Below are 23,847 nucleotides of genomic sequence, written 5' to 3'. Positions count from 1 at the left end.
CGTACCAAAGACGCATCCTGGGAGGAGTGGGCACGCGTGCACGAGGCAGGGGACAACACGATGCGGGTACTGGTCGCCGAGGACGAGGAGATCCTGGCGGAGTTGGTGGCGACCGGGCTGCGGAGGGCCGGATTCGCCGTCGACACCGTGTACAGCGGGGACGCGGCGCTCGCCTATCTGGGGCTGCACGACTACGACGTGGTCGTCCTGGACCGTGATCTGCCCCGGGTGCACGGTGACGACGTGGCCCGTCGGCTCGTGTCCGCCGGTTCGCGGACCAGGATCCTGATGCTCACCGCCTCCGGGACCATGGAGGACCGGGTGGAGGGCCTCGACCTCGGCGCCGACGACTACGTGAGCAAGCCCTTCGAATTCCCCGAGCTGGTGTCCCGGGTGCGCGCCCTGCGGCGGCGCAGCGCAAGGCCCGTGCCGCCGCAGCTGGAGCGGCACGGCATCCGGCTGGACAGCGTGCGCCGGGCCGCCACCCGGGACGGGCGGGAGCTGGACCTGTCGCCCAAGGAGTTCACCGTGCTGCAACTGCTGCTGGAGGCCGACGGCGGCACGGTCAGCGCCGAGGAGCTGCTGGAGCGGGCCTGGGACGCCAACGCCGATCCCTTCACCGGCGCCGTCCGCGTCTGCATGAGCAAGCTCCGCGCCAAGCTGGGGGAACCGGCGCTGATCCGCACCGTGCAGGGCGTCGGGTACGCCCTGTGAGCCGGCTGCTGAAGCCGCTGCGGGCGACCGGTGCGGCGCAAGGCCGGCACTCGACGATCCGGATGCGGATCGCCCTCGTGTACGGCGGGGTCTTCCTGATCCTCGGTACGGCGCTGCTCGCCACGGTCAATCTGGCGTCGCGCGCCGGCACGGACTCGCAGGCACGGGCCATCGCCACCTCCGCCGCTGTCGCCCAGCCGGGTTTCGCGGTCAACGGTCCGCTGCACACCCGGGGCCGTCTCGGCCCGCCCACGGTCTACGACGTCACCGACGACGTCAGCGACGCCGCCGGCAGGGAACTCCTGTACTGGTCGGCCACCGCGCTGCTCGTCATGACGGGGTGCGCGGTCGGCGTGGGCTGGTGGACCGCGGGGCGGGTGCTGCGGCCGGTCCACGCGATGACGGCCCAGGCACGACGGCTCTCCGAGCACACCCTGCACGAGCGGATCGCGTCCAGTGGCCCGGACGACGAGCTGAAGGAGCTGGGCGAGACGCTCGACGCGCTGCTGGCGCGGCTGGAGAAGGCCTTCGACAGTCAGCGGCGGTTCATCGCCAACGCCTCGCACGAGCTGCGGACCCCGCTGGCCACCCAGCGGGCCGCGATCCAGGTGGGGCTCGACGATCCCTCGCCGGAGGACCTCGTACGGACCCGTCAGACGTTGCTGGACAACAACCGGCGCAGCGAGCGGCTCATCGAAGGGCTGCTGGTGCTGGCGCGCAGCGAACAGGGGCTGGCGAGGAGCGAGCGCACGGAGGTCGACCTGGAGCGGGTGGTGGCGGAGGAGGCCGCCCGGCCCGTGGCGGCGACGGACCGGGCGCTGGTGTCCCGGCCGGAGGTCACGGTCGAGGCCGAGCCCTGCGTCGTCCGGGGGAACCGTCAGCTGCTCGCGCAACTGGTCGCGAATCTGCTGTCCAACGCGGTGCGGTACAACGTGCCCGGCGGCCTGGTGCGGGTGTCCCTGTCGGCCGACGGGACCCTGGTCGTCCGCAACACGGGCCCGGTGGTGGCCGAGGGGGACATCGCCGGGTTCTTCCAGCCGTTCCGGCGCGGAGAAGGGCGGGACCGGATGGGGCAAGGCTCGGGGCTCGGACTGTCGATCGTGCGGTCCATCGCGGTGGCCCACGGCGGTACGGCCACGGCGGTACCCGGCCCGGAGGGCGGGCTCGCCGTGACCGTACGGCTGCCGGTGGATCAGTCCTCCGCGACGACTCCGTGGGCCTTGGCCCAGGCGGGCAGTCCGGCGAGGATCTCCCGGTAGAACGTCGCGTCGGGCACCTCGCGCGGGGCGGGGCCCGCGTGGAAGAACCCGGCGTTCCCGGCGTCCAGCCTGCGCAGGAAGTCGAAGGCCTTCGCGTCCTCGTCGCCGAACGCGACGAACTGGAAGAAGAGCGGCAGCCGTGCCGCGTCCGCGAGGGCCTGCTTGGCCGCCACCTTGGCGTCCGGGGCGCCGTCGGTCTGGAAGATCACCAGTGCCGGGCCGGTGGCCCCGGACTTCTCGTGATGCGAGACGACCTCCTCGACGGCGCGGTGGTAGTTCGTACGTCCCAGGCGTCCGAGGCCCGCGTGCAGTTCGTCGACCCGGCCCTCGTGGGCCGTGAGGTCGATCGTCCCGGTGCCGTCGATGTCGGTCGAGAAGAAGACGACGGGCACGGTGGCGTCCGCGTCCAGGTGCGCGGCCAGCGCGAGGGCGCGGTCGCCGAGGTGCTGGGCGCTGCCGTCCTTGTAGAACGGCCGCATGGACCCGGACCGGTCGAGCACCAGATACACGGTGGCCCGCAGCCCGGTCAGCCCGTGCGCCTTGAGCCCGGCCTGTGCGGCCTTGTACGGGGCCACGAGGGCGGGCGCGGCGGTCTTGACCCGGGCGAGGGTGACGGCGGGCTTGCCGGTGGGGGCGGCTGCCGGCTCGGGCACTGCGACAGCGACCGGCTCGGCGGCGGGCTCGGGCACGGCGACCGGCTCAACGGCGGGCTCGGCTTCGGCGACCGGCTCGGGCGTGGCTTCGGCGACCGGTTCCGCCTTCGGCGCCTCGGACGCAGCTGCCGGCTCGGGCTCGACGACGGGCTCCGGCTCGGCGGCGGGCTCGGGCTCGACGACGGGCTCGGCCGTCGTCTCGGTGGCGGGCGTCCCGACCGGGGGCTCCTCGGCGGCGACCGGCTCCGGTGCTGCCTCCCCCTTGGCCTCGGTGGCGGGCTCCTCGTCGGCAGGCACCTCCGTGGCGGGCTTCTCAGCAGCCGCGGGCTCCACGGCAGCCGCGGGTTCCTCGGCAGCCGTGGGCTCCGCTTCCGTCTTCGCCACCGTCTCCGGTTCGGGCTCCGGCTCCGGCTCCGGGTCGATGTCGATCGTGATCGGCGCTGCGGAGACCGGCTCGGCCTTCGGCTCGGCCTTCGGCTCGGTCTCCGTGGCCGACTTCGCCTCAGGGTCCGACCCCTGGGCCGGAACCCTCGGTGTCGGCGCGGGTGCGGCGGCCGGCGTGTCCGTCGTCGTCGCGGCCGCCTTGTCGAAGGCCGCCGCCACCAGATCCGACGCCTGTCCACTGTCGTGCTCGTGCTCGGCACCGGCGGACCGGTCCGAGGAGGAGGCCGGGGCCGGTACCGACGCCTTTGCGGGCTCGGCCGCCGAAGTGGTGGTCTCCGGCTCCGGCTCCGTGGGCTGGGTGCGCTCGGCCTGGGGCGGGACGGTGGCCGTGGTCGGCCCGTCCTGCTCCGTGCGGCCGAACACCTTGCGCAGCAAGCTCCGAATGCCCATGGGCGAGGCCTTTCGCATGAGTTGATGAGGTGGGTGCGATGTGGACCGACCCGGTCCATGGAGGGCGGCCCTACATGTACGCCGGTCGGCCTTATGTCCGTACTGCGGGAGTTGGTCCCTGGCCAGGGCGGATACGTAAGGTTAGCGGCCGGATCCGGCCGTTCGGCGGTGCGGCCCGCTCAGGCGCCAACCGATCTCCAACCGAGTCGTCATCGAGTCCCGTCCGGGTCCCCAACGGGCCGGAGACGCAGGGGTGTCCCGGACTTCACCCTCTGTTCACCGGCAGTCCCACGTACGGCGTGGATACGCACCTACCGTCACGCGTGACACACAGACGGAGGGACGAAAACGTGCGCAACCTGCTGCCGCTCATCGGCTCGCACCCGGGCGGGCGCTCTGCGTTGACCTGCCGCTACCGCTGCGGTGACGCCTGCTTCCAGGAAATCCCGAACACCAGCGACAACGAGTACGCCGGTGACATCATCGCCGGTGCCCTGTCCCGCCGGTCGATGATGCGCGCAGCCGCCGTGGTGACCGTGGCCGCCGCCGCGGGAACCGCCGCACTCGCCGGCCCGGCGGCCACGACCGCCGAGGCCGCACCGCTCGCGGGACGTCCGGGAGGCAGGCCGAAGCCCACTCCTTCGGGTGCCCGGGGTCTGCGGTTCGCGGCGGTCGCGCCCAACAAGGACGACAAGGTCTCGGTCCCCGAGGGCTACGGCCAGAACGTTGTGATCCGCTGGGGCGAACCGATCCTGCGCGGAGCGCCCGCCTTCGACCCGGACAAGCAGTCCGCGAAGGCGCAGGCGGGCCAGTTCGGTTACAACAACGACTTTCTCTCCCTTCTCCCGCTCCGCGGCGAACGCGGCCGTCAGGTGATGGTCGCCAACCACGAGTACACGGACGAGATCCTGATGTTCCGTGGATACGATCCGGCCGCCCCGACCCGTGAGCAGGTCGAGATCGCCTGGGCGGCGCACGGACTCTCCGTGGTCGTCGTCCAGGAGGAGAGCCGCACCGGCAAGCTCGCCCCGGTCAACCGCCACCCGCTGAACCGCCGTCTCACCGCGACCAGTGAATTCCGGGTCACCGGACCGGCCGCGGGCAGTCCACTGCTCCGCACCTCCGCCGACCGCACCGGGCGCAAGGTGCTCGGCACGCTCAACAACTGCGCGGGCGGCACCACCCCGTGGGGCACCACCCTGCACGGCGAGGAGAACTTCAACCAGTACTTCGCCAACGGTTCCAGCGCCACCGACAAGCGCTACGGCATCGGCACGGCCGCGACGGAACGCAAGTGGGAGCTGTTCGACAAGCGCTTCGACCTGGCGCAGGAGCCCAACGAGTCGCACCGCTTCGGCTGGGTCGTCGAACTCGACCCGTACGACCCGGATTCCACGCCCCGCAAGCGGACCGCGCTGGGCCGGTTCAAGCACGAGGCGGCAGCGCCCCGGCTGACCTCCGACGGCCGCCCCGTGGTCTACATGGGGGACGACGAACGCTTCGACTACTTCTACAAGTTCGTCTCCAGCAAGCGGATGAAGAAGGGCAACTCGCGGGCCGCCCGGGAGCACAACCTCACGCTGCTCGACGAGGGCACGCTGTACGTCGCCAAGCTGACCGGGGACTCCCCGGCAGCCGAGTTCGACGGCACGGGCAAGCTCCCCTCCGACGGGGAGTTCGACGGCAGCGGCGTCTGGATCCCGCTCGCCACGGGCACCACCTCGCACGTCCCCGGCATGACCGCCGACGAGGTGTACGTCTTCACCCGCCTGGCCGGTGACAAGGTCGGCGCCACCAAGATGGACCGGCCCGAGGACGTCGAGCCCTCGCCGCGCACCGGCCGGGTCTATGTGGCGCTCACCAACAACACCGACCGCGGCAAGGCGGGCAAGGCGGGTGCCGACGAGGCCAACCCGCGCAACGCCAACAAGCACGGTCAGATCCTTGAGCTCGCGGAGCACTGGGACGACCCGGCGGGTGACGGGTTCGCCTGGCGGCTGTTCCTCGTCGCGGGTGACCCGGAGGATCCGGCGACGTACTTCGCCGGGTTCCCGAAGGACAAGGTCAGCCCCATCTCCTGCCCGGACAACGTGGCCTTCGACGACCACGGCAACCTGTGGATCTCCACCGACGGCGCCCAGCTCGGCTCGCACGACGGCCTGTTCGGTGTCGCGACGCAGGGCGAACGGCGGGGTGAGCTGAAGCAGTTCCTGACGGTGCCGACCGGCGCGGAGACCTGCGGTCCGGTGATCCAGGACCGCCGTGTCCTCGTGGCCGTGCAGCACCCGGGCGAGGTCGACGGTGCGTCCGTCGAGAAGCCCGCGAGCGCCTGGCCGGACGGGCCGGGCCGGATCGTCCGCCCGTCGGTCGTAGCCGTCTGGCGCAAGGACGGCAGCGACATCGGCGTCTGACCGCCCACCCGGCTCGGACCAACGGGGTCGTCGGGAAGTCACGGACGGGGAACGCGGGCATATCGCCCGGATTCCTGTCCGTAGCTTCCCGACGACCCATGGACGGGGTTCGCCGGATTAGAGTCGTCGCATGGTTTCCGGTGAGGCGCCGCAGGCGGAGGGGAGCGCTCGGGTCGATGCCTGGATCTGGGCGGTCCGGCTGACGAAGACCCGGTCGCAGGCGGCTGCCGCCTGCCGCGCGGGACACGTGCGGGTCAACGGCGAGCGCGCGAAGCCCGCCCAGGTCCTGCGTACGGGTGACGAGGTGCGGCTGCGGCACGCGGGCCGGGACCGGGTCGTGGTCGTCTCCAGGATCGTGAAGAAGCGGGTGGGCCCGCCGGTGGCGGCCGAGTGCTTCGTCGACAACAGCCCGCCCCCGCCGCCGCGCGAGACCGCGATCCAGGTCCCGGTCCGCGACCGGGGCACGGGCCGCCCGACCAAGCGGGACCGCCGCGAGATGGAACGCCTCCAGGGCCTTCACGGCAGGGGCCCGACGCCCTCCTAGGGCGTGATCGCCGGACGCTGCGGGCGGGTTCCAGGTAGCGCCTTTCCCAGGACTGCCCGGACGTGATCCGGGTCGGCACCGTGGTCGTCGAGGAGGATCGCCGCGCACAGCCCGTCGCACAGTGCCACGACTGCTTCCACGGCATCAGGATCGTCCGTCTGCGTCCGGGCGAGCTCCGCGACGCTGTCGCGCCAGCCCCGCGCCGCGGGGCGCAGGGCCGGGCGGCGGGCCGCCAGCGTCGACAACTCACGTTCGGCGAGTGCGCGCTCACGGCCCGGGCCCGCGGATTCGGCGATGAGCTGCGCGAGCCCGTCGAGGGGGTCGTCCGCGGTGTCGATGAGCCGGCGGATGCGGCGGGTGTACGTGTCGGCGACCTCGGTCAGGGCGGCGACCAGCAGGTCGTCGAGCGTGGCGAAGTAGTAGAGCGTCAGGCTGGTGGTGATACCGGCTTCTTTGGCGACGGTCCGATGGGTCACGCCGACGGCACCGTCGCGGCGGACGATCGCCAGCGTTGCCTCGATGATCTGGGCTCGGCGGCGTTGACCGCGTAGCTTGCGCCCGTCGACCGTGTCCTTCTCGTCCGCCATTGCCCCTACCGATCGTCGCCGCGCACGTGGGTCGAGGCTATCGGCTCGGTCTCGGGGGTGGTCCGGCCGATCGGGCCGATGTGACGGAGCGTCCTGAAGCACACGACCGATGCTCCGGCGATCGCGATACCCGCGGCGATCGCGGCGGTGTTGAGTCCCCCGGCGAAGGCCTCCCGCGCGCTCCGGAGCGCCCCGGCCGGTAACTGGTCCGCCACGGATGCCGCGCCCGACAGGCTGTCGCCGAAGGGCTCGGCCACAGCACGAGGCAGTCCGGGCCGGGCCTCGACCGCCGTCCGGTAGATCGCCGTGGTGAGGCTTCCCAGGAGCGCGACCCCGGCCGCGATCCCGAGCTCCTGCACGGTCTCCGACAGCGCGGAGGCCGACCCGGACCTCTCCGGCGGTGCCGCGCCGACGACGAGGTCGGTCCCCAGTGCGGCGATGACCCCGATGCCGAGGTAGAGGAAGCCGAGCCCGGTGACCACGCTCAGCCTGCTGTCGGTACCGGCGGCGGCGAGGAGGGCGTATCCGATGAGGGACAGTGCGAGGGAAGAGGCCATGACGGCTCCCGGTGGGACGCGAGTGGCGATCAGAGGCGCACCGATGCCCCCGGCCAGCATGGCCAGGGCCGGTGGTCCCATCCACAGGCCGGCCGCGACGGGCGAGAGGCCCTCGACGGAACTGCAGGTGCTGCGTGATCAGGAACATCATCCCGCCGAAGCCGACCAGACCGATGAGCAGGACCGCCAGGGCGGCGGAGAAGGCCCGATCGGTGAAGAGCCTGACGTCCAGCAGCGGCTCCTTCAGGCGAAGTTGACGACGGACGAACGCGACCGCCGAGCCGCCGCCGAGCAGGACGGCGGCTGAGGCCTGGACGTCGAGGCCATGTGCGGCGACGTGCTTGACCGCATAGACGGCCGGAAGCATCGCCGTCAGCGACAGGCCGACGCTCAACAGGTCGAGCCGACCGGCGTCGGTCCGGAACTCCGGCAGCAGCACCGGTGCGGCGGCCAGAACGAACACGCTGACGGGTACGGCGATCAGGAAGGCCGCACCCCACCAGAAGCCCGCGGTCAGGGCCCCACCCACGATCGGCCCGGCCGCCATTCCGAGCGCGAACACCGTGGCCCATGCGCCGAAGGCCATCGCCCTCTGCCGGGCGTCGGTGAACATGTTGCTGATCAGGGACAGGGTGGACGGCATGAGCGTCGCTCCGGCCACTCCCAGCAGTGCTCTCGCCATGATCAGCCAGAGGGCGTCGGGAGCGAACGCGGCCAGGACCGAGGCGGCGCCGAAGGCGGCCATGCCGATCATCAGCAGGCGTCGGCGCCCGATCCTGTCGCCCAGAGTTCCCATGACGATCAGGAGACCCGCGATGAGGAATCCGTAGGTGTCCATGATCCACAACGTCTCCGTCGCGGTGGGACGCAGGTCCGCTGCCAGGCTTGGAACGACGAGGTACAGCGCCGTCACATCGAGCCCCAGCAGCATGGTCGGTAACGCCAGCACCGCGAAGCCGGCCCACTCCCGCCGCCCGGCGCGTAACGATCTCTCCGTTCCCACTGTCACTCCCCAATCCAGTTGAACGAACGTACTAGTTGTACCATCGTTCAACGTCAGGGTGGGGAGCGCTCGTCAGCTCCGGTGGCCCACTCCCCGCCGGGCCGCCACGACCCGTCCCGCCGCGCCGGCGATCACCAGGACCGCCCCCGCGATCAGCACGCCCCACACCGTCGTCAGCAGCGAGGCGGTCACCGCGTCGTACACCGCGGCGGCCCCGCCCCGGTCGGTACCCGGCACCTCGTCGAGCACCCGGTCGCGGCCCACGGCGACGGCGATCCGCAGCAGGACCGCGCCGAGCACCAGCCCGCCGCCGGCTACGGCGGCGGCCGTCAGACCTGCCCGGGGACCGCCGCGTACGAGCGCGAGGCCCAGCACCAGGACGAGCAGCACCACCGTCGCGACGGCCGGCCAGACGCTGCAGTACCGCAGCCACCGGAAGGAGGACCGCAGGTCGTCGGCGCGGTCGGCGGAGAGCACGGTGATCGCGGTCTTCCGGACCGGGATCCGGTCGGCGAACGGCACCCCGCTGCCGGCCAGCTCCCTCTTGACCTCTTCGAGCACCGGCGCCAGATCGACGGTGACCGCCTGCCCGTCCTCCCCGCGCAGCGACGCGGTCACGGCCTGGTGCGCCGCCCGGTTCGCGCCGTCCCAGGCCCGCTGGAACGCCTCGGTCGTGGTGAACGACAGCGCCGTTCCGTGCAGGAACTGCGCGGCTGTCTCCTGGAGCGGCCCGAGGTCGATGTTCTTCATCGTCTCGTCCGTGACCTGGGTGGCCACCGTGTCCTGGACGTCCGGGTCGGAGGCGAGCGGGGAGACCGCGGCGAGATAGCGGTCGGTGTCGTCCAGCTCCAGATCGACCCAGGCGGAGAGCGCGCTCAGCGGGACCAGGACGGCGAGCAGGACGAGCAGTACCGCCGACAGGGCCGCTGAGATGTAGGTCCGCACGGGCACCAGCCAATCGTGCGCGGCGGCGTGGCGCTCCGGGCCGTACGCCATCCGAGTTGCCGGGCGGCCCGGCCGGGTGTGCGCTGGAGGGAGACAGGGACGGGGGCGACGGAAGGAGCTGTGCGCCATGGCCACACACGCGACGATGCCGATGCGCCGCCGTACGCACGCACGCACCCCTGCCCGGCGGGGACACAGCGCGCTCGCCTGGGCGGTGCCCCTGGCACTGGGCGTGATCCTCGGCTTCTGGGCCTTCTTCATCGCGCGGGACGGCGGGGCGACCACCGGGGGGCAGATCTGGCTCGGAGTCGTGTCCGGGGCCGTCTTCGCCGCGCTCTGCTACGCCCTGGTGCGGGTCCGGTGGGCCCTGCCGCGCGAGCTGCGGGCCGCCGCGTTCGGCGTGCTGGCCGGGGGCGCGGTCGGCTTCCTGTCCAGCCTGAACGGCCGGAGCGTGCTGGCGGCGAGCCTCATCGGGCTCGCGGTCGGCGCGGGGATGTTCTGCACGATGTTCTACGCCTACTACACCCGCGAGGAGTGAACCCGGCCGTTCTCCCGGACGTAAGGGCTGGACGAAGGGCTGGACGTGAGGGGGTGCGGTCGCCGGGATGTCGAACGGCGACGGGGCCGGCCGGCCTCGCGCGGGTCCGCACCCGGGCCCAGACTTGGAAGGGGGCACGGGAAACGGACCTGGAGGAGCCATGACGGCGACCACACGGAACGAGACGCCCGTTGCCATCGAGACCGACGGCGCGGAGCTGCGCATGAAGGAGATCGGCGGTGGCCTGACGGTCGCGTTCGCCCGGTTCTCCAAGGGGACGGACATGGGCCCGGCCCTCAAGGGGCTGCCCGACGACCTGTGCCCCTGCCCCCACTGGGGCTACCTCCTCAAGGGACGGCTCAGGATGCGGACCGGGGAGGGCCCGGAGGCGTACGAGGTCTACGAGGCCGGCCAGGCGTTCTACTGGGGTCCCGGTCACGCGCCTGAGGCGCTCGACGACTGCGAGTACGTCGACTTCTCGCCCACGGAGGAGTTCGCCCGGGTCGTCGGACACCTCACGTCCCCGGGCTGACCCTCCCGGGGTCCGTTCGGTCAGTCGTGGACGACGGTGACCGGGCAGGTGGCGTGCTGGGTGACGTGGAGGCTGACCGAGCCGAGCAGGGTCGCCTTGAAGCCGCTGTAGCCACGCGCTCCGACGACCAGCAGGTTCGCTCCCCGGGAGCGCTCCAGCAGGGTCTGGGCGGGGTTGCCGATCACGACGATCTTGTCGACCGCTGCCGCCCCGTCGGCGCCGAGCGCCTCTTCCAGCGCCTCGTTGAGGGCCACGGTCGCCGCCGCCTGCGGGTCGAAGTCCTCCGGCATGCCTGGCATCATGGACGCCCAGCTGGTCGCTGGGTACTCCCAGCTGTTCACCGCCTCGACGGTGTCCCCGGTCAGCTCGGCCTGGCGTACGGCCCAGCGCAGTGCCTTGATCGACGCGTCCGATCCGTCGACGCCGACGACGATCCTGCCCATGTCTGCCTCCGGTGTTGGAACATGTACGGCATACAGGAAGCAACTGTAGTCAAACCGGGCATCGGGGGCCGGGCGGCCCCCGATGGGGTGGTCAGCTGATCCGCAGATCCGCCAGTTGCTGGGCGAACGGGACGACCGCGTCCTCACCGTCGTCGAGGGTGAGGGCCCGGGAGGCGCCGGAGACGGTCCGCCCGGTGACGGCGGAGGCGAGCTCGCCTCCCGCACGCCGGATCCGGGCGGGCAGCCCCTCCGTGTACTCGTCCCCCGGCGAGCCCCAGTCCTCCGACGCCGCGTACACGGAGGTCGGCAGGACGACGGCCCTCAGATAGGCGAAGAGCGGGCGCATGGCGTGCTCCAGGACCAGCGAGTGCCGGGGTGTTCCGCCGGTCGCCGCGATGACGACGGGCTTGCCGGTCAGCGCGGTGTTGTCGATCAGGTCGAAGAACGACTTGAACAGTCCGCTGTAGGAGGCGGTGAACACCGGCGTCACGGCGATCAGCCCGTCCGCCCCGGACACCGCGTCGACGGCCTTCCCGAGGCCGGCCGGCGGGAAGCCGGTGACCAGGTGGTTGGCGATGTCGACGGCCAGGTCGCGCAGCTCGACGACCTCGACCTCGACGCGGCGGTCCTGCTCGGCCGCCAGCCTCTCGCGGGTGGCCTCGGCGAGCCGGTCGGCCAGCAGCCGGGTGGACGAGGGGCTGCTGAGCCCGGCCGCGACGGCGACGATCCTCAGGGGGGTGGTGGCGGACACGGTCGTCAGAGCTCCTTCGTGTCGGCGGTGGCGGCGGCGCGGGCGGCGGTGACCGCGGGGTGGACGGGGGCGTCCGGCACTCCGGCCGGGCGCAGCCGGTCGAACTCCTTGCGCAGGACGGGCACGACCTCCTCGCCCAGGAGGTCGAGCTGCTCCAGGACCGTCTTCAGCGGCAGGCCCGCGTGGTCCATGAGGAAGAGCTGGCGCTGGTAGTGGCCGATGTCCTCACGGAAGGACAGGGTCCGCTCGATGACCTCCTGCGGGGAGCCGACGGTCAGCGGGGTCTGCTGGGTGAAGTCCTCCAGGGAGGGCCCGTGCCCGTAGACCGGCGCGTTGTCGAAGTACGGGCGGAACTCGCGGACCGCGTCCTGCGAGTTCTTCCGCATGAAGACCTGGCCGCCGAGGCCCACGATGGCCTGCTCGGCGGTGCCGTGGCCGTAGTGGGCGTAGCGCTTGCGGTAGAGGTCGACCATCTTCTTGGTGTGCTCGACCGGCCAGAAGATGTGGTTGTGGAAGAAACCGTCGCCGTAGTAGGCGGCCTGCTCGGCGATCTCCGGGGAGCGGATGGAGCCGTGCCAGACGAACGGCGGGACGCCGTCCAGCGGGCGCGGGGTCGCGGTGAAGGACTGCAGTGGGGTGCGGAACTTCCCCTCCCAGTCGACGACGTCCTCACGCCACAGCTTGTGCAGCAGCGCGTAGTTCTCGATCGCGAGCGGGATGCCCTGGCGGATGTCCTTGCCGAACCACGGGTAGACCGGCCCGGTGTTGCCTCGGCCCATCATCAGGTCGACGCGGCCGTCGGCCAGGTGCTGGAGCGTGGCGTAGTCCTCGGCGATCTTCACCGGGTCGTTGGTGGTGATCAGCGTGGTCGACGTGGAGAGGATCAGCTTCTCGGTGCGGGCGGCGATGTAGCCGAGCGTGGTGGTCGGCGAGGACGGGACGAACGGCGGGTTGTGGTGCTCGCCGGTCGCGAAGACGTCCAGGCCCACTTCCTCGGCCTTCTGCGCGATCGCGAGGGTCGCCTTGATCCGCTCGTTCTCGCTCGGTGTCGTACCGGTCGTGGGGTCGGTGGTGACGTCCCCGACGGTGAAGATCCCGAACTGCATGGCGCCCGCCTCCAGAGGTGTTGCGCGTCGTTTTGGTTGAACGTTGAACTATGCGAACACACCCTACAACGGAGCACCCCCCTTCCCTATTCCACCCGCTCCGGAGCGGGCGGGAGCCAGGTCTGCGTACCCTGGAGACGGCGCCGAGCAGGCCGCCGGACGAAGGGGCCCCGATGAGTGAGAGCGAGCGCTGGAAAGAGCGCAACGTCGCCCTGCGCGTCTTCGTCTACGTCTTCGCGACCCACCTCTTCGCCGGGTTCGTCATGCTGCTGTTCTACGTCGGCGGTCACGCCGACCGGTAGCCGGTGCGCGATACACTCGCCGCATGACCTCCGTACCGTGCCTGAACCGGTGGCGCTCCTCCTAGGAGCGGCCACCTTCTCTGCGCGGAACCAGGGCCGTTCGATCTTCGGACGGCCCTCATCTGTGCCCCGGTGCCCACGGCGGGCCGTCCTCCACGCGTACACCACCAGCGAGGAGAACCCCGTGACCACGACCACCGACGAACAGCCCGTCGGCCCCGCCGCACGCCGCAGCGCCGAACTGGAACAGCTGCTCGCCCAGGACCCCGGCCGCTTCCGCGTCCTCACCGGCGACCGGCCCACCGGGGCCCTGCACCTCGGCCACTACTTCGGCACCCTCCACAACCGGGTCCGCCTCCAGGACCTCGGCGTCGACGTATTCGTGCTCATCGCCGACTACCAGGTCCTCACCGACCGGGACGTCGCCGAGCGGCTCACCGAGCATGTGGAGGGGCTGCTCCTGGACTACCTCGCCATCGGGATCGACCCCGAGCGGTCGACGGTCTTCAACCACAGCGCCGTCCCCGCCCTGAACCAGCTGCTCCTGCCGTTCCTGTCGCTCGTCTCCGTCGCCGAGCTGGGCCGCAACCCCACGGTGAAGGACGAGATCGCCCACTCACGGCAGTCCGCCGTCAGCGGCCTCATGTACACCTACCCGGTGCACCAGGCCGCCGACATCCTCTTCTGCAAGGGCAACCTCGTCCCCGTCGGCCAGGACCAGCTGCCCCACCTGGAGATCACCCGCACCGTCGCCCGGCGCTTCAACGAACGCTACGGACCGGTCTTCCCCGAGCCCGACGCGCTGCTCTCCGCCGCGCCCCTGCTGCTCGGCACCGACGCCACCAAGATGAGCAAGAGCCGGGGCAACTCCATCGCGCTGGGCGCCGACGCCGACGAGACCGCCCGGCTGATCAAGGGCGCCACCACGGACGCCGACCGGCACATCACGTACGACCCCGAGCTGCGGCCCGGGGTGTCGAGCCTGGTCCTGCTGGCAGCGCTCTGCCTGGGCCGAGACCCGCACGAGGTCGCCGAGGAGATCGGGAACAGCGGCGCGGCCGGACTCAAGCGCACCGTGACGGAGGCCGTCAACGCGGCGATGGCCCCGATCCGCGCCCGGCGGGCGGAGTACGCCCAGGACATGGGGTACGTGCGCGACGTGCTGCGCGCCGGGAACGAGCGGGCGAACGCCGTGGCCGAAGCGACCCTGACGGAGGTGCGGGACGCGATGGGGATGTTCCGTTAGCCCCTCTCGTCTCAGCGGCGGCTCGCCGAGCGCTGCCCGCGCAGCAGCTCGGCCAGTCCGCGCCGGGTCGCGGCGATCACCACCCGGTCCTCCGCCTGCAGCACATAGCCAGGGTGCAGATCCCAGACCAGGCCGGACGGCCGGTCCTGGGTCCCCGGCCCCGACGGATCGAGGGGGTCGAACGGGGGCACGGCGGCCAGGTCCGGCAGACGGTCGGCCGGTGGGGTCGCGTCGAGGGCCAGGACACGCCAGGCGCCCGCCCGGAACGCCTGGTCGACGGTCCGGCCCTCCAGATGCGGGTGGCCGGCCACCTCCAGCGCCGCGAAGAGCATCACCTTGCGCTCCACCGGGACCGCGCCCAGGATCTGCCGGCCCATCATGGCGACCGCGAACGACGGCGCGGCCAGATGGGACACGGAGCGGGAGCGGGTCAGCGCCCCCGGGTGGGCCGTGCGCAGGGTCCGGTAGACGGCGGTGGCGAACTCGTCGTCGTACAGACGCAGTGCCACCCGCAGGTCGGGCTTCACGGAGCGGGCGTACAGCGCGGCTTCGAGGTTCGTCACGTCGACGCTGGTCAGGGCGAGCAGCGCGCGGGCCCGGCGGATCTTGGCCGCCTCCAGGACGCCCTCCTGCGTCACGTCGCCCAGGACCGTCGGGACGTGCAGGCTGCGCGCCAGCGGGATGCCCCGCGCCTCAGGGTCCTCCTCCACGACCACCACGGGGATGTCCAGCTCGCGGAGGCGCACCAGGACCCTCGTGCCGATCTTGCCGAGCCCCAGCAGGACCACGTGGCCGGACAGGCCGCGCGGTGGGCGGCGCAGCGAGGAGCCGGTGCGCAGCGTGCCGAACGCCTCCAGGACGGCGGCGATCAGCAGTGGCAGCAGCAGGAGTCCGGCCATGCCGGAGAGCAGCTGTATGACCTGGCGGGACGCCGAGTCGTCCGTCTCCAGCGCGGGGTCGCCCATCGCCAGCAGGTCGAGCATGGTCAGGTAGGCGGCGTGCAGCGGGCTGTCGCCCGTGGTGATCACCGAGGCGACGGCCAGGGCGACGACGGCCGCCGCGACACCCAGCGCCGACCAGCGCAGCCGACGCGAGAAGACCTGACCGAGCGGCGCCCCCCTGCCCCCCATGCGGCTGGGCGCCCGGTCGGGCCCCACCTGGCTGATGGCCTCCAGGACGATCGTGCCCCGCCCGGTGGCGGCGTTCACCGTCGCCAGGTCGGGCAGGAGCTGGGGGCCCTCGGCGCCGCTGCTGTCGGAACCCTCCGTACCGGCCGGGTCCTGGCTGGTCGAGGAGAGCAGCGCCAGCGTGCACAGCCCGGGGTCGGCGAGCTCCCCCGGCCGGGGCGGGGTGCGTTCGACGGCGCGCAGGAGCAGGCCCTCGGCCTGGACGACCTTGCTGCTGCCGGTCAGCGCGGTGGCGGCCAGGGCCGGTGCGGCGGTGTCGGCGTCGGACAGGACGGTGGTGGAGGCGTCCAGCGCGGCCGGGTCGAGCCCGGGCATGGAGACGGCGGCAGCCTGGTCGAGCAGCGTCTCCAGGTGCTGGCCCAGCTTGCGGTTGTAGAGCCGGATGACCAGGCGCAGGCGTGGATTGAGCCGACGGGCCGTCAGGGCGGCGCGGATGTTGAGCTCGTCGTCGTCGTAGACGAGCGCGAGGGCGGCGGCCCGGTCGACGCCCGCCTCCTCCAGCACGTCGTCGGAGGGTTCGTGGGCCTCCATGATGCGGACGGCCTCGACCCCGGCGTTCGTGTCGCCGTCCCCGCCGCCCGCCATGTTGCGGTTCATCGCCGCCGACATCCGCCCGAACAGGGCCCCGGCGCGGGCCCGCTGGGTCAGCGGCTGCTCCGGCCTGCTGGGTTCGCGGCCCGGCGGGACCAGGAGCGTGACCCGCTCCCCGTACACGTAGCGCAGTTCCACGGCGAGCCGGCGGGCGAGCGTGTCGTCGCCGCAGACCACCATGTGTCCGCTGATCGTGGGGCGTTGGGGCTGTTGCGGAAGTGTGGCCACGTGACCCAGCATGCCTCAGGACCCTCCCGTCCGGTCGGGCGAGTCGGTGATCATCGCGTGACGGGGGCGTGCACCCGAGGACCGGCCGGCGGCCCGCTCGATGGCCGCCTCGACCGCCGCGAGCCGGTCCGCGAGCAGCCCCAGCGCCCCCACCGCGCGGGAGGCCGGATCGCCGTCCGGGCCGCCGAGCGCCTGCGCGCGTACGTAGGAGGAGGTGACCGCCGCCCACCGCTCCGCCTGCGCGGGGGTGATCGTGCCCCGCAGCGCGGCCAGCTTCAGCAGGTTCGACTCGGCGCCCGTGGTGAGCGTCTGGGCCTCGCCCGCGTAGTGGTCGTCGATCACGGCGGCGAGCTCGGCGTCGTTCATGACGGGCACGATCCGCTCCGCGATCTTGTTCATGTCCCGGTACGACCCCTGCAGCCGGAACGGCGGTTCCGTGCGCGAGGCGTCCGCCTGCGCCGCCGAGGCGATGTACGCAGCGTTCACCGCGAGGACCGTGTCCCGCGCCGTGAGCAGATGGCGCAGGACGGAGAGGATCCGGTCCAGTTCGGCCGGGCCGTACGGGTGCTCCAGGCGGTCGGCGGACCCCGGGAGGTCCGCGCCGGAGGCGAGGCGCACGAGCAGGGTCAGGTCGCTCCGGGAGCGGGCGGCGAGCGGCGCCAGCACCGGGTTGGCGGTCAGCGCATTCTCCACGAAGCTCAAGGCGAAGACCTCGTCCCGGCCGCTCAGGACCTCTCCGAGATTCCATACGTCGGCCCGGTTCGCGAGCATGTCCGGAATCCGGAACCGGGCCCCTGACTCGGTGTACGGATTGCCCGCCATCACGACGGCGAACCGCTTGCCCCGCAGGTCGTAGCTGCGCGACCGCCCCTCGTGCACCCCCTCGACGCGGCGGGTGGCGTCGCAGAGCGGAATGAACTTCTGGAGCAGCTCGGGCGAGGTGTGCTGGATGTCGTCCAGGTACAGCAGCGTGTTGCTGCCCGCCGCCAGCGCGAAGTTGATCTTCTCGACCTCCTGGCGGGCGGTCGCCCCGGGCGCCTGCGCCGGGTCGAGGGAGGTCACCTCGTGGCCGAGATTCGGTCCGCTGATCTTGACGAGGACCATCCCGAGCCGCTCCGCGACGTACTCCACGAGCGTCGTCTTGCCGTAGCCCGGCGGGGACACCAGCAGCAGCAGGCCCTGCGAGTCGGTGCGCCGCTCCCCGTCGGCGGTGCCGATCTGCTTGGCCAGGCTGTCGCCGACGAGCGGGAGGTACACCTCGTCCAGCAGTCCGCTGCGGACGAACGACGGCATGGCACGCGGCCGGTGGTCCTCCAGCCGAAGCCGCGAGCGTTCGGCCGCGACCAGGGTGGTGCGCAGCCGCTGGTACGCGCGGAAACCCGGCACGGTGCGGGCGCGGAACTCCGCCGTACGGGCCAGGAGTTCGTCCAGCCGGACCGTCAGCCGGCCCCGCACGACGCGCGGGTGGTCGCCGAGGAGCCCGTCGACCGTCGCGTCGAGCGGCGCGCCGGAGTCGTAGCGCTCCAGCCCCGGGCAGAGCTCCACGGCGACGGCCTCGGCGAGGTCCCCCTCGGCCGGGTCACCGCCGTCCTCGCCGCTCGCGGCGGCGTAGGAGGTGAGCCAGCCCTCCACCAGCCGGCGCCGGGCCGGGAGGTCGCCGGCCAGGGCGGCCAGGTCCTCGTCGTACGCGGAGGTCCCCAGGGCGCGGCGGAACTTGTCCAGGAGCGTGCGGACCGGCGCACTCGTGACGAAGCCGGCAGGGCCGCGGGCCAGCTCCTCGAAGAGGTACTCGGCCACGGCCGGTTCCGCCCCCATCGCCGCCGCCCACTCCTCCTGGAGCGTCGCGACGGCGGGCGCGAGCCCGAAGGTGTCACGGGCCCGCGCCAGCGAACGGGCCTGCCGCGTCCAGGACGTGCGCAGGGCCTCGTCGGTCTCGTGCGCCCAGAAGAGCTGCGCCGCCGCGCGCACCGCGGGGGTGAAGCGCAGCAGGCCGGCCCCCGCGCGCAGCCGGAGCAGCACCGTCAGGACGGCGAGGGCGTCCTCGTCGTGGACACCGCGGCGGTACCCCTCGTCGTACGCCGCCGCTGCCGTCTCCCGCACGAGTGACGGGAGGTCCGCGCCTGCCAGGGCCTCCGCGCCGTGCTCGTCCAGCAGCCGGGCGGCCAGGTGCTCGGCGCGGTAGACGTCCGGCGTCTCGGAGGGCAGGAGCTGGTCCCGGTAGGCGCGGGCCTCCGCGAACTCCGGGTCGGTGACCGGCGCCCGGTAGTCCGTGCCGGTGAGTGCGAAGGCGGCCCCGTCCTCCGAGGGGACCAGGGTCAGATCGAAGGGCCGGGTGTTCACCGCGAAGCGGTGGCGGCCCAGCCTGATCACCGAGCCGCCGTCCGCGTACAGCTCGCCCCGGTCGCGCAGTGCACGCCCCGCCTCCTGCCGGGCCGCCTTCAGCCGGCCGTCCAGCTCCTCGGCGCGGACCGGGTCGCCGAGTGCGCGGAGCTCGTCGGCGGTGCGGCGGACCTTGGCGACCATCGGGTCGGAGGCGAAGTACGTGTGGACGGCGTCCAGGTCCTCCAGCGAGGCCAACCTCCGCGAGACCGTCTCCAGGACCCGGGACGCGGACTCCGAGAGGCGTTCCGCGCGGCGGGCACGGGTGTCCTGCAGCGTCTGCTTCCGGCCCGAGAACGCCTCGTACACCTCCGTACGACGCTCGCCGATCCTGTCCAGGAAGTCGTCGGACCCGGCGAAGCGGGACTCCAGGTTCTCCAGCTGGAGCAGCATCCGGGCCAGCTGTTCGTCGCAGGCCTCGGGGGAGTCCGCAGTGGCGAGCGCCCCCGTGACGGCCTGCCCGAGCAGGGCGAACTCGGCGGCGAACTCGGCCTGCCCCTCCCGGGACACCAGCTCCCCGCGCCGGGCGTCGAGCGTCGCGCGGGCCCGGTTGGCGCCGCCCAGCACCTCGGCGATCCGCTCCAGGACCGACGTACGGACGGTGGCGTCGCCCATGTCCAGGCCGGCGACCACGTCCGTGACCGTGGCCAGGCCGTCCGTGATCTCCGTCAGCCGGTCCCCGGCCGAGGAGGCGTCGGCGACGCTGTCGAGCCCCTCGGCGCTCGCGGTGATCTCCGCGAGGTCCTCGTGGTACCCGGTGAACGCGTCCTCGCGGGCGAGGAAGGCGACGGCCCGCCGGGCGGCCGATTCCAGATCCCGTCCCGTCTCCTCGCGGAGCGCGGCGATGCGCTCCGTGTCGGCGTACCGCATCTCGGCGAGGGTGGCCAGGCGGCCGTGCGCACGGCGCAGTTCGGTGAGCCCTTCGACCCAGGCGGCGGCCGAGCGCGGCGCCTCGCCCCGGATGCGGCGGACCAGGGCGGTGAGCGCGGTGGACGCCTCGTCGAGCGCGGCGGTGGCCTGCCCCGTCAGCTCCTGGACCGTGTCGAACTCGGCCAGGACCTGACGGGCGGTGGCCCGCAGCTCCTCCAGCGGCTCGGCGAGCGAGCCCAGCGCGGGGTCGGCGAGCCAGTGGTAGCGGTCGCCCGCCCGGCCGCAGTCGTCGACGAGCCTGCTGTACACGGCTGCGGTCGGCGTCATGTCCCGTACGCCGTGCGCCAGGGCCAGGCAGTCGGAGATCCCGCGCACCAGATCGGCGTTGCCGGTCCGGGCGAGCGGGCCCGTGCCGGAGGGACGGGAGGCGGCGTAGGTGTCGGAGACGTACGGGGTCTCCCAGCGCTGCAGCGGGTGGACCCGGCCCGGTCCGTCCGCACCGTCCTTCAGGAGGACCAGGGTGCCGTCGTCGAGGAGGGCGTGCCCACGGCCGAGCAGCGGGATGGCGACCTCCTGACGGATCAGGTTGTAGGGCAGGAGCAGGGTGCGGCTGCCGTCCCTGGACCGGAAGACGTACAGCACGTCCTCGCCGTTGGGCGAGGGGACCGCGCCCTCGAAGACGGGGTCGTGGAGCTCCCCGGCGGTGTCGAAGGTCCTGGCCTTGCCGGTGGTGAGGTAGTAACCGCCGGGGAAGATGATCCCCTGGTCCTCGGGGAGCAGCCGGCACGACGGGCCGATCGCGTCGAGGCGCGTCACGGTGGACAGCAGCGTGTTGAAGACCAGATGGCGCCAGGTCTCCTCCTTGTACGGGCGCACCCGCAGCAGGATCAGCGGCCCGGCCACGGCGTGTTCGACGGCCGCGTCCGCCAGCGACTGCAGCGGCTCGTCGACCGGCTCCTCGTAGATCCCGTCGGGGCTCTCGGTGTCGTCGACCGTCCTGACGGTGAGCGTGCCGCCCAGCGTGTCCACGAAGACCTTGCCCAGCACGGAGATGTGCGGATGCCGCCCCGGCACGTGGGAGTCCCGTCCCGCAGGGGTCCAGGCGACGTCGTGCGACGGCGGGAAGACGTGGTCGCGGTCGCCCCGGGCGTCCAGGAACGCCCCGGGAGCACCGTCGGGGCCGAGCGCCCAGCGCAGGACGCGGATGTCCTCGGCCGTCTCGCCGGTACGGAACACCGCGAGCAGCCGGCCGTTGACGCGCCGCAGCCGGAGCAGCCGGGCGTCACGGTAGTAACGGTGCAGGCCCGCGAACTCCCGTACGAAGGCCTCGTCGTCCAGCAGCCCCGCGCCCGCCTCCTCCAGATCCGGCTCGCGCAGGACCAGTACGTCACCGACCCCGGCGTCCCCGCGCGCGCCCGGGCCCCGCTCGAAGCCGAACAGCAGGCGCCCGCCCACCGCGACGAGGTCGCGTGCCACCGAGGGGAGCTCCGTGCGCACCTGCTCGGTGGCGAGCAGACGCAGCCCGGCGGAGCCGAACTCCTCGGTCCGCCGCGCGTTGAGCGACTCGGCCCGCCGGACCAGCTCGTCGGCCTGCGCCCCGAGCCGCCGCCGGAGCACCTCGTAGGCGTCGGCGTCGGTGGGTGTGGCGTCACGGTCCATGCGTACGGCTCCCTACGGAATATCACTCACGACAACGCCCCGGAGGGCCTGCGCTTGCGGTGCTGGGTGTCGAAATCGGGCTCGACCGGCGGTTGTCCCTGTCGGAAGACCGGGCTTTTCTGGTGCCGGGCGCCGGGCGCCGGGTGCCGGGTGCCGAAATCAAGCCCGTCCGGCGATCGAGGACGGAACCCTCACGCCGCCGGGGCGGAACGGAACCCTTGGCCCGCCGAGGACCAGCCGCCCCGGGGCCGGGGCAGCACCCGGCCCCGAGGGCGGCACGGCTACGCCACCCCCGCCCCGTTCCGCGACGGCTCCGCAGGAGCCCCCGCACCGCCACCGGCCCCGGCCACGCTCCCCGCCGCGAGCGACGACACCGTCACCCCCGCCAGACCCAGCTCCTCCGCCGCGGCGAGCAGCTGCCGCACCTGCCCCGAGGCCGCCCCCGGCGCCCGCATCAGCTGCGTCAGCAGGGCCGACACCGTCAGATTCCGTACGTCCCCGGTGGACACCGACCCCAGGACCTTGGTCAGGTCGTCCGTGAACGACCCCCGGCCGTCGAGCCACGGCCCGGCCAGCGCCTGCGCGGTCTTCGAGTTCTCCACGAACCCGTCGACACTCCGGCCCATCGAGATCGACGACACCAGCCGGTCGAAGAAGACGGAGTCGCCGCCGACGATGTCGATGTCCGCGTTCTCCAGCCCCGTCGCCAGCACCGTCGCCTGCGCCTCGGCGACCTGCCGCTGCACGTCGAACTCCGCGAGCCTGATCTCCTTCTCGGCGTCCAGCCGCAGCCGGTACTCCTCGTGACCCCGCGACGCGTCGTCGAGCGCCGCCATCGCCGCGGCCTTCTGGGTGAGCCCCTCCGCCTCGGCCTTCAGCTTCTCGCCGATCACCGCCGCGTCCGCGGTGGCCTGCGCCTGCGTACCCTCCGCGACCGCCAGGGCCTTGAGGCGCGCCCCCTCCGCCTCGGCCCTGAGCCGGGCCTCCGTGGCCTGCGCCTCCGCGCGGCCGGCCTTCTCCGTGACCTCGGCCTCCGCCTCCCGGACCTGGACGTCCGCGAGCCCCGCCGCGGCACTCTCCGCCTGGACGCCCTCGGCGAGCCGCAGCTTCGCCTGCGCGTCGAGGTCGGCGGTCTTCAGCCGCGCGTCCGCGAGCGTCAGCTGCTCGGCCGCGCGGTGGACGGCCGCGGCCTCCGCGGCCTCCGCCGCCTTGATGTCCTTGACCAGCTTCTCCTGCGCCTCCGCCTCCGCCGCGATGATCACGGACCTGCGGGTGCGCTCGGACTCCTCGACGGACCGGAGGGTCAGGATCGACTCCTCCTGCTCGGCGACCGTGCGGTCCACCGCGATCCGCTCCCGGATCACGTCCGCGACCTCACGGCGCTCGGCCTCGACCTCCTTCGTCGCGGCGATCCGGTTCAGCTCGGTCTCGCGCTCGCGCCCGATGACCTCCAGCAGCCGGTCCTTCTCGATGCGCTCGTTCTCCACCGCGATGACCCGCTCACGGTTCTTCTGCGCCACGGCGACCTCACGCGCCTGGTTCTCCCGCTGGATGCCGAGCTGCTCCTCGGTGCGGATGAACGCGCTCTGCGCACCGAGCCGCTCCTCCTCCTGCACCCGGGCGGTGACGGCCTCCTCACGGGCCCGCAGCGTGTCGACCTCACGACGCTGCTTGATCTCCGCCTCGGCCTGCCGGCGCTCCAGCTCCAGAATGGTCTCGCGGGCGTCGACGTCCTGCCGGGTGATCTCCTTCTGCTCGGTGCGCTGGAACTCGTTGGTCCGCACGTGCTCGATCGCCGTCAGTTCGGTGATCTTCCGGATGCCCTGGGCGTCCAGGATGTTGGCGCCGTCGAGCTGCGCCATCGGCGTCTGCTCCAGGAAGTCGATCGCGGCGTCGTCGAGGTGATAGCCGTTCAGATCGGTCCCGATGACGCGGATGATCCGGTCCCGGAACTCCTCCCGCTTGGTGTAGAGGTCGACGAAGTCGAGCTGCTTGCCGACGGTCTTGAGCGCCTCGGAGAACTTCGCTGCGAAGAACTCCTGGATGGCGACCTTGTCGCTGGCCCGCTCCGTGCCGATCGCCTGCGCGACCTTGATGACGTCCTCGACGGTCTTGTTGACCCGGACGAAGAACGTGATGTGGATGTCGGCGCGGATGTTGTCCTGGCAGATCAGGCCCTCGCGGCCGGTGCGGCGGATCTCGATGGTCTTCACCGAGATGTCCATGGTCTCGGCCTTGTGCAGCACCGGGAGGACCACCGCACCGGTGAAGGTGACATCGACCTTCTTGGTCTTGGAGATGATCAGCGCCTTGCCCTGCTCGACCTTGCGGAAGAGCCGGGTGATGACGAAGACCAGAGCGATGGTGATGAGCAGGACAACGGCGATCATCACGCCGATGCCCCAGGAGATGGCATCCATGTCAGTCCCAGACGTACGAAGAGGAGGGGAGCGCCCCGGCATCCGGGCGCGCGGAACCACGGGCCTGGGGCCCGTGTGGAGAAGAGGC

Annotated in this window: 17 protein-coding genes and 1 pseudogene; 8 read left to right on the top strand and 10 right to left on the bottom strand. The window is 72.4% G+C overall.

Annotation, left to right across the window (positions count from 1 at the left end):
* Nucleotides 1-60 precede the first annotated feature (60 nt).
* Together ABT001_RS10320 and ABT001_RS10315 are read left to right on the top strand one after the other, a co-directional pair.
* Nucleotides 61-714, top strand: a complete 654-nt coding sequence (locus tag ABT001_RS10320) for a response regulator transcription factor (RefSeq protein WP_351275230.1) — start codon at nucleotides 61-63, stop codon at nucleotides 712-714.
* A gap of 62 nt (nucleotides 715-776) precedes the next feature.
* Nucleotides 777-1,973, top strand: a complete 1,197-nt coding sequence (locus ABT001_RS10315) for a sensor histidine kinase (protein WP_351275228.1) — start codon at nucleotides 777-779, stop codon at nucleotides 1,971-1,973.
* On the opposite strand, the gene ABT001_RS10310 is transcribed toward ABT001_RS10315, so the two are convergent.
* Complete coding sequence (locus tag ABT001_RS10310) at nucleotides 1,907-3,460, bottom strand: VWA domain-containing protein (protein ID WP_351275053.1); 1,554 nt, start codon at nucleotides 3,458-3,460, stop codon at nucleotides 1,907-1,909. The two genes, ABT001_RS10315 and ABT001_RS10310, sit on opposite strands and share 67 nt — an antisense overlap.
* A 350-nt stretch (nucleotides 3,461-3,810) precedes the next feature.
* Between ABT001_RS10310 and ABT001_RS10305 the strand changes: the two genes are divergently transcribed.
* A complete protein-coding gene (locus ABT001_RS10305) occupies nucleotides 3,811-5,871 on the top strand; it encodes a PhoX family protein (RefSeq protein ID WP_351275051.1) in 2,061 nt (686 codons plus the stop codon).
* A gap of 130 nt (nucleotides 5,872-6,001) precedes the next feature.
* Entirely contained in the window at nucleotides 6,002-6,415 is a 414-nt protein-coding gene (locus ABT001_RS10300) for an RNA-binding S4 domain-containing protein (RefSeq protein WP_351275049.1), read from the top strand.
* Here the strand turns inward: ABT001_RS10300 and ABT001_RS10295 are convergent.
* The 3 genes and pseudogenes from ABT001_RS10295 to ABT001_RS10275 all read right to left on the bottom strand — a co-directional run bounded on the left by ABT001_RS10295 (nucleotide 6,412) and on the right by ABT001_RS10275 (nucleotide 9,507).
* Nucleotides 6,412-7,002, bottom strand: coding sequence for a TetR/AcrR family transcriptional regulator (locus ABT001_RS10295; protein WP_351275226.1), 591 nt, complete (start codon nucleotides 7,000-7,002; stop codon nucleotides 6,412-6,414). The two genes, ABT001_RS10300 and ABT001_RS10295, sit on opposite strands and share 4 nt — an antisense overlap.
* Nucleotides 7,003-7,007: 5 nt before the next feature.
* Nucleotides 7,008-8,562: pseudogene (locus ABT001_RS36050) on the bottom strand (MFS transporter).
* A gap of 72 nt (nucleotides 8,563-8,634) precedes the next feature.
* On the bottom strand, nucleotides 8,635-9,507 hold the full coding sequence (locus tag ABT001_RS10275) for a hypothetical protein (protein WP_351275224.1): 873 nt from the start codon (nucleotides 9,505-9,507) through the stop codon (nucleotides 8,635-8,637).
* Nucleotides 9,508-9,634: 127 nt separating this feature from the next.
* Here ABT001_RS10275 and ABT001_RS10270 point away from each other — a divergent pair, with 127 nt between their 5' ends.
* On the top strand, nucleotides 9,635-10,045 hold the full coding sequence (locus tag ABT001_RS10270) for a hypothetical protein (protein ID WP_351275048.1): 411 nt from the start codon (nucleotides 9,635-9,637) through the stop codon (nucleotides 10,043-10,045).
* Between the two features lie 160 nt (nucleotides 10,046-10,205).
* The gene (locus ABT001_RS10265; RefSeq protein ID WP_351275046.1) at nucleotides 10,206-10,577 is read left to right on the top strand and encodes a cupin domain-containing protein; all 372 of its coding nucleotides are present in this window, start codon (nucleotides 10,206-10,208) and stop codon (nucleotides 10,575-10,577) included.
* 20 nt (nucleotides 10,578-10,597) lie between these two features.
* On the opposite strand, the gene ABT001_RS10260 is transcribed toward ABT001_RS10265, so the two are convergent.
* The 3 genes from ABT001_RS10260 to ABT001_RS10250 form a co-directional block, all read right to left on the bottom strand.
* Nucleotides 10,598-11,020: a universal stress protein gene (locus ABT001_RS10260; RefSeq protein WP_351275044.1), complete on the bottom strand. Its 423-nt coding sequence runs from the start codon at nucleotides 11,018-11,020 to the stop codon at nucleotides 10,598-10,600.
* A 91-nt stretch (nucleotides 11,021-11,111) separates the two neighbouring features.
* Complete coding sequence (locus tag ABT001_RS10255) at nucleotides 11,112-11,771, bottom strand: FMN reductase (RefSeq protein ID WP_351275042.1); 660 nt, start codon at nucleotides 11,769-11,771, stop codon at nucleotides 11,112-11,114.
* A gap of 5 nt (nucleotides 11,772-11,776) precedes the next feature.
* On the bottom strand, nucleotides 11,777-12,877 hold the full coding sequence (locus tag ABT001_RS10250) for an LLM class flavin-dependent oxidoreductase (protein ID WP_351275040.1): 1,101 nt from the start codon (nucleotides 12,875-12,877) through the stop codon (nucleotides 11,777-11,779).
* 173 nt (nucleotides 12,878-13,050) lie between these two features.
* Here ABT001_RS10250 and ABT001_RS10245 point away from each other — a divergent pair, with 173 nt between their 5' ends.
* Both ABT001_RS10245 and trpS read left to right on the top strand, forming a co-directional pair.
* Complete coding sequence (locus ABT001_RS10245) at nucleotides 13,051-13,179, top strand: DUF6126 family protein (RefSeq protein WP_351275038.1); 129 nt, start codon at nucleotides 13,051-13,053, stop codon at nucleotides 13,177-13,179.
* A 184-nt stretch (nucleotides 13,180-13,363) separates the two neighbouring features.
* Nucleotides 13,364-14,425, top strand: a complete 1,062-nt coding sequence (gene trpS / locus ABT001_RS10240; RefSeq protein ID WP_351275036.1) for a tryptophan--tRNA ligase — start codon at nucleotides 13,364-13,366, stop codon at nucleotides 14,423-14,425.
* Between the two features lie 11 nt (nucleotides 14,426-14,436).
* Here the strand turns inward: trpS and ABT001_RS10235 are convergent, their stop codons facing one another.
* The 3 genes from ABT001_RS10235 to ABT001_RS10225 form a co-directional block, all read right to left on the bottom strand.
* Nucleotides 14,437-16,443 carry an NAD-binding protein gene (locus ABT001_RS10235; RefSeq protein ID WP_351275035.1) on the bottom strand — a complete coding sequence of 669 codons (2,007 nt, stop codon included), beginning with the start codon at nucleotides 16,441-16,443 and terminating at the stop codon, nucleotides 14,437-14,439.
* 3 nt (nucleotides 16,444-16,446) lie between these two features.
* On the bottom strand, nucleotides 16,447-21,339 hold the full coding sequence (locus tag ABT001_RS10230; protein ID WP_351275033.1) for a DNA repair ATPase: 4,893 nt from the start codon (nucleotides 21,337-21,339) through the stop codon (nucleotides 16,447-16,449).
* A gap of 281 nt (nucleotides 21,340-21,620) precedes the next feature.
* Nucleotides 21,621-23,759, bottom strand: a complete 2,139-nt coding sequence (locus tag ABT001_RS10225) for a flotillin family protein (protein WP_351275031.1) — start codon at nucleotides 23,757-23,759, stop codon at nucleotides 21,621-21,623.
* Nucleotides 23,760-23,847 lie beyond the last annotated feature (88 nt).

The organism is Streptomyces sp. NPDC002793 (assembly GCF_040295485.1).
GTDB lineage: Bacteria > Actinomycetota > Actinomycetes > Streptomycetales > Streptomycetaceae > Streptomyces.
The sequence above is the reverse complement of the archived record's forward strand: the minus strand, read 5'-3'. Positions and strand labels throughout refer to the sequence as shown.